The 6475-nt window shown below is 68.3% G+C and carries 1 protein-coding gene and 1 pseudogene; one reads left to right on the forward strand and one right to left on the reverse strand.

All coding sequences use genetic code 11. The features are described from left to right. Positions 1–120, reverse strand: a pseudogene (locus tag SX243_24675) (condensation domain-containing protein). A gap of 429 nt (positions 121–549) precedes the next feature. Between SX243_24675 and SX243_24680 the strand changes: the two are divergent. Continuing rightward, a partial coding sequence (locus tag SX243_24680) for an amino acid adenylation domain-containing protein (GenBank protein ID MDY7096183.1) occupies positions 550–6475 on the forward strand: 5926 nt, incomplete at its 3' end.

Here is a 6475-nt window from a genome sequence, read left to right on the forward strand (position 1 = left end):
GCTACCGACCTCGGCGTCCGGTGCCAGCTGCACCCGCAGCGGCAGGGTGTTGATGAACAGGCCGATCATCTGCTCGACCCCTTCCAAAGCCGGGGGCCGGCCGGAAACGGTGACGCCGAAGTCGGTAGCTGGCTGCAGAAGTTGCAGGAGCAGCAGGCGGAGCTCGGCCAGTACGAATACTCCTCCCTGGCGGACGTCCAGCGGTGGAGCGACGTCGGCGGCGGCCGGGCCCTCTTCGACACCTTCTTGGTGTTCCAGAACGAGGGACTCGATCCGGCCAAGCTGGCGCAGGCCGACCAGCAGCCCCCGGAGGCTCCGGAAGATCCCACCGAAGCCGGCGGGGAGGATGCAGCGGAGGCCGGTGGGTCCGACGAGCGCTCCCACTACGCCTTCAATCTGGTGGCCTATCCCGGTGAACGGCTGGCCCTGGAGCTGGAGTTCGACGGCGTCCGTCACGACGCCACCACGGTCCAGCGCATGTTGCGGCATCTGGGGAATCTGCTCGCCGGATTCGCCCACGGCATGGAGGATGCCCTGGAGACGCTGCCCATGGTGTCGCCACCGGAGCGCCATCAGCTGCTGCTGGAATGGACTCCTCGACAGCCTTCGCCGGCGGTCGCGGAGAGCTTGCTCGCCGTCTTCGACCAGCGGGTCCAGGCGGCTCCCGACGCCCCGGCGGTGAGCGACGAGGCGGAGACCCTGACCTATGGCGAGCTCGACGCTCGGGCCAACCGCTTGGCCCACGAGCTGATGGCCCGGGGAGTGGGACCGGAGGTAAAGGTCGGTCTTTGCCTGCAGCGCAGCTCCTGGCTGGTGGTCGGCATCCTCGGCATCCTCAAGGCCGGCGGCGCCTATTTGCCCCTCGACCCGGCTCACCCCAAGGCCCGGCTGGCCTTCAGCCTGGAGGATGCCGGCGCGCAGCTGATGCTCAGCGACCAGGCGACTCTCGACGAGCTGCCGGAGCACGGGGGCGAAGTGTTGGTGCTGGATCGGGATTGGGGCGACCTGGCTCGACATCCCGAAACACCGCCGGAGATCTCCCTCGACCGGGCCAACCTGGCCTATGTGATTTACACCTCCGGCTCCACCGGCCAGCCCAAGGGGGTTCAGATCACCCACCAGCAGGTGCTGCGGCTCTTCGCCGCCACCGAGCCGTGGTACGAATTCGGTCCGCAGGATGTGTGGACGCTGTTCCACTCCTATGCCTTCGACTTCTCGGTTTGGGAGCTGTGGGGAGCTTTGCTCTACGGCGGGCGAGTAGTGGTGGTGCCTTATTGGACCAGCCGTACGCCGGCGGACTTCTACCGCCTGCTGGCCGCCGAGGGGGTCACGGTGCTCAACCAGACTCCCTCCAACTTCCGTCAGCTGGTAGCGGCGGAAGGGGAGCTGCTGGCTGCGGGTGAGGGTGCGGGCCAGGAGGAGCTGCCGGAGCTGGCGCTACGGCACGTGATCTTCGGTGCCGAAGCCCTCGAGCTCAAGGCCCTCGAGCCCTGGTTCCAGCGCCACGGGGACCGCATCCCCAGGCTGGTCAATATGTATGGCATCACCGAGACCACGGTGCACGTGACCTACCGGCCGGTTCGCAGCGAGGACTTGGAGCATGCCTTCCGCAGCCCCATCGGTAGGCCGATTCCGGATCTCGACCTCTTCCTGCTCGACCCCCAAGGCCGGCCGACGCCGGTGGGCGTGCCGGGAGAGCTACACGTTGGCGGCGGCGGACTGGCCCGCGGCTATCTGCGGCGTCCCGGTCTCACCGCCGAGCGTTTCGTGCCCAATCCCTTCGCTACGAGCCCGGGTACCCGCCTCTATCGCTCGGGCGACCTGGCGCGCCGCCTGGCGGACGGGGATGTGGAATACCTGGGACGGATCGATCACCAGGTCAAGGTCCGCGGCTTCCGCATCGAGCTGGGCGAGATCGAGTCGACGCTGGCGGGCAGCGAGAACGTCGCCCAGAGCGTCGTGATGGCCCACGACAGCGGCGATGCGGGTGCCCAGCTGGTGGCCTACGTGGTGCCCGCGGCGGAGCAGAGTGTCGACGTCGAGGGTCTTAGAGCCCATCTGCGCGCGCGGCTTCCCGAGTACATGGTGCCGGCAGTGTTCATGCCCCTGGAGGAGCTGCCGCTGACGGTCAACGGCAAGATCGACCGCCGGGCCCTGCCGGCGCCGGATGCTGCCGAGCGCACCACCGGTTATGTGGCCCCGAGGACTACCAGCGAAGAGGTGGTGGCGTCGGTCTGGTCCCAGGTGCTGGGGGTGGAAGAGGTCGGTGCTCTGGACGACTTCTTCGACCTCGGCGGTCACTCGCTGTTGGCGACTCAGATCGTCAGCCGCTTGAACAAGGCGCTGGATACCCGGGTCACGCTGCGCCAGCTGTTCGAGAACCCCACCGTCGAGGCCCTGGCGGCGACGGTGGAGCGCGCCCGGCGGGAAGGTGGCCAGCGGCCCCCGCTGCAGCCGATGCCCCGGGATACCGCGTTGCCCCTCTCCTTTGCTCAGCAGCGGCTGTGGTTCCTCGAGCAGCTGGAGCCCGAAGGGGCCGGCTACAACATCCCCATGCCCTTGCGGGCCATCGGGCCGCTGGACGCCCGTCTGGTAGAGCGGGCACTGAACCACATCGTGGCGCGCCACGAGGTCCTACGAACCCGTTTCCTCGAACGCGACGGCAAGCCGGAGCAGGTCATCGACGCCGCTCGCGAGCGTCTGCTTCCGGTGGTGGATCTTCAGGGCCTGCCGGAGGCGGCACGGGAGGCGGAAGGGGAGCGCCTCGCCGTCGGAGATGCTTTCCGCCTCTTCGATCTGAGCGTCGACTGGCCCCTGCGGGCTTCTTTGCTCCGCCTCGAGCCGGAGCGCACCATCGTTCTCTTCACCATGCATCACATCGCCAGCGACGGTTGGTCCATGGGACTGCTGGTGGACGAGGTCAGCGCCTTCTACATCGCTCATCGAGAAGGCCAGGAGCCGGATCTACCGGAGCTGCCGGTGCAGTATGCGGACTACGCCATCTGGCAGCGCCAGTGGCTCGAAGGGGAAGTCCTGGCCAGCGAGCTGAGCTACTGGCGGGAGCAGCTGGGCGAGTCGCCGCCACCCCTGGAGCTGCCCTTCGACCGGCGGCGGCCCATCGACCCGACCCATGCCGCCGCTGACCGCTCGATGCAGTTCTCGATGGAGCTCCGCAGAGATTTGGAAGAGCTGGGGAAGAGCTCCCGGGCGACGCTGTTCATGGTCTTGCTGGCGGGCTTCCAGGTGCTTCTGGCACGGCATTGCGGCCAGCCCCGGGTGACCGTCGGAACACCGGTGGCGGGACGTACGGAACCGGCCATCGAAGATCTCATCGGTTTCTTCATCAACACCCTGGTGCTGAGCACCGACCTCTCGGAGCGGCCGACCTTCCGCGCTTTGTTGGAGCAGGTGCGGGACGTTTCCCTGGGCGCCCATGATCATCAGGACGTGCCCTTCGAGAAGCTGGTGGAGGAGCTGCAGCCGGAGCGCGACCTGGACCACTCGCCCCTCTTCCAGGTCATGTTCGTGCTGCAGAACGCCCAGGGCGAGGATCTGGAGCTGCCGGAGCTGGTGCTCGAGCCGCTCAACGAAGAGACCAAGCGCGCCAACTTCGACATCGTGCTGCAAGTGGAGGAGCGCCCCGAAGGCCTGGACGTGATGCTCGAATATCGAGCCGAAGTCTTCGACTCCACCACCATGGAGCGCTGGTTGGACCACTACCGCAACCTGTTGACCGCGGCGATGGCGACCCCGGACGAGGTGGTCTTCCACCTGCCGCTCCTGGAGGCCTCGGAACGCCACCAGCTGGCGGACGAGTGGCCCCGTTCGATGGCGGACTATCCGCGGCGGGCTTCGGTCGTAGAGCTCTTCGCCGCGGTGGCGGCGGAGCGCCCCGAGGCGGTGGCGGTGGTGGCCGGCGAGGACACCCTGACCTATGGGGAGCTCGATCGGCGGGCGCGGAGCCTGGCGATCTACCTGCGCGAGCGGGGCGTCGGCTTCGAGGTGCCCGTGGGCCTGTGTCTGGAGCGCTCAGCGGATCTGGTGGTGGCCCATCTGGCGGTCCTCTGGGCCGGTGGTGCCTACGTGCCCCTGGCGGCGGACTATCCGGAGGAGCGCCTCCGCTTCATGTTGCAGGACGCGGGGGTGGAGCTGGTGCTCACCGAGGCGGGAGTGGCCGATGGCCTGCCCGTGGATGGCTCCGCGGACTGGGTTTACCTCTCGGAGGCCTTGGCGGAGGCGACCTCGGTGCAGGCTTCCTCGGAGTCGCTGGCGATGCCGCTCCCGGAGCAGCTGGCCTATGTCATGTACACCTCCGGTTCCACTGGCCGTCCCAAGGGCGTGGCGGTCAGCCATCGCAGCGTGGTGCGGCTGGTGCGGGGGAGCAATTTCGCCGATCTGGGGCCGTCGCAGGTCTTCCTCCAGCTGGCACCGGTGTCCTTCGATGCGGCGACCTTGGAGTTGTGGGCGCCGCTGCTCAACGGCGGCAAGCTGGTCATGATGCCGCCAGAGAAGCCCAGCCCGGAGACCGTGGAGGCGGTGATTCGCGACCACGGGGTGACGGCGGCGTGGCTGACTGCCGGCTTCTTCCATCTGATGGTGGACGAGCGAGTGGAGGGCTTGCAGCCGTTGCGGCAGCTGTTGGCTGGCGGTGACGCCCTGTCTCCGGAACGGGTGCGGCGGGTGCTCGAGCTGGAAGATGGCCCACGGGTGATCAACGGCTACGGTCCGACGGAGAACACCACCTTCACCAGCTGCTACCCCATGGACCATCCGGAGCAGGTGGCGGCGACGGTCTCCATCGGACGGCCTGTCTCCAACACCAGCGTCTACGTCCTCGATCGCTTTGGCGAGGTGGTGCCGCAGGGGGTCTTCGGCGAGTTGCTGACCGGCGGCGACGGCCTCGCCCGGGGATATCTGGGGCAGCCGGTCCTCACCGCCGAGCGTTTCGTCCCCAGCCCCTTCGGCGAAGGCGAGCGGCTCTACCGCAGCGGTGATGTCGTGCGCTGGATCGACGGTGGCCGGCTGGAGTTCTCCGGTCGTAGTGATTTCCAGGTCAAGGTCCGGGGCTTCCGCATCGAGCCCGGCGAGGTGGAGGCGGCTCTGCTGGGGCATCCGCAAGTTCGCCAGGCGGTGGTCCTGGCCCGGGAGACCGCTGGTGGTGACAAGCGGCTGGTGGCCTACGTCGTGCCGCCGGAAGGCTCCGAGGCGGATCCGGCGGACCTCCGGGAGTACCTGTCGGCCTCGCTGCCGGACTACATGGTGCCCTCCGCTTTCGTGCCGCTGACGGAGCTGCCCCTCACCGCCAACGACAAGCTCGACCGGCGGGCGCTGCCGGCGCCGGAAGGGGAACGCGGTGCCGAGGCGGGCCGCTACATCGCTCCCCGCAACGTCACCGAGGGGGTGCTGGCGGAGATCTGGGCACAGGTCCTGGAGCTCGATCGAGTTGGCGTCGAAGACGACTTCTTTGCTCTCGGCGGCCACTCCCTGCTGGCCACCCAGGTGATGTCCCGCCTGCGCCAGGCCTTCGACCTCGATGTGCCGTTGCGTCTGCTCTTCGAGCATCCCAACGTCGCGGAGCTGGCGCTGGGAGTCGAGGCGGCCCGGCGCTCGGAGCTCACCGGCCACGCGCCGCCCCCGATGACCGCGGTGCCGCGAGACGGTGAGCTGCCCCTGTCCTTCGCCCAGCAGCGGCTGTGGTTCATCGACCAGCTGGAACCCGGTACGCCGGCCTACAACATTCCGGTGCCGATGCTCGCCGAAGGACCGCTGGACCTGGCCCTGGTGGAGCGTTGCCTGAATCGCATCCGCCAGCGTCACGAGGTCCTGCGCACCCGCTTCGAGGAGGTCGGTGGCCGACCGCTGCAGGTGATCGACGACTTCCGTCCGTCTTTGCTGCCGGTGGTGGATCTGCAGGGGCTGGAGGAGGATCATCGCCAGGCCGAAGTCCAACGGCTGGTGGACGCCGACGCCTCCGCATCCTTCGACCTCGCTCGGGGCCCGCTGCTGCGGGCGCGGGCGCTCCGTCTGGAGGAGCGCTCCTCGGCGATGCTCTTCACCATGCACCACATCGTCAGCGACGGCTGGTCCATGGGCGTGTTGGTGGACGAGGTGACGGCCCTCTATCGTGCGCTGCAGGAGGGCGAGGAACCGGATCTGCCGGAGCTGCCGATCCAATACGCGGACTTCGCCAGCTGGCAACGGGAATGGCTCTCCGGCGAGGTGCTCGAGGCGGAGCTGGGCTACTGGCGGGAACAGCTGGCCGGCGCACCGCCGGTGCTGCAGCTCCCCACCGATCACCTGCGGGATCCGGATCTGTCGCTGGTCAGCGGATCGGCGACCCGTACCTTCCCGCCGGCCTTGGCGGAAAGGCTTCGGCAGCTGTCCCGGGAGCGTCATTCGACCCTCTTCATGACTCTCCTGGCGGCCTTCCAATGGCTATTGGCACGCTACGCCGGGCAGGACGATCTGACCGTCG

This window comes from Acidobacteriota bacterium (assembly GCA_034211275.1).
Taxonomy (GTDB): domain Bacteria; phylum Acidobacteriota; class Thermoanaerobaculia; order Multivoradales; family JAHZIX01; genus JAGQSE01.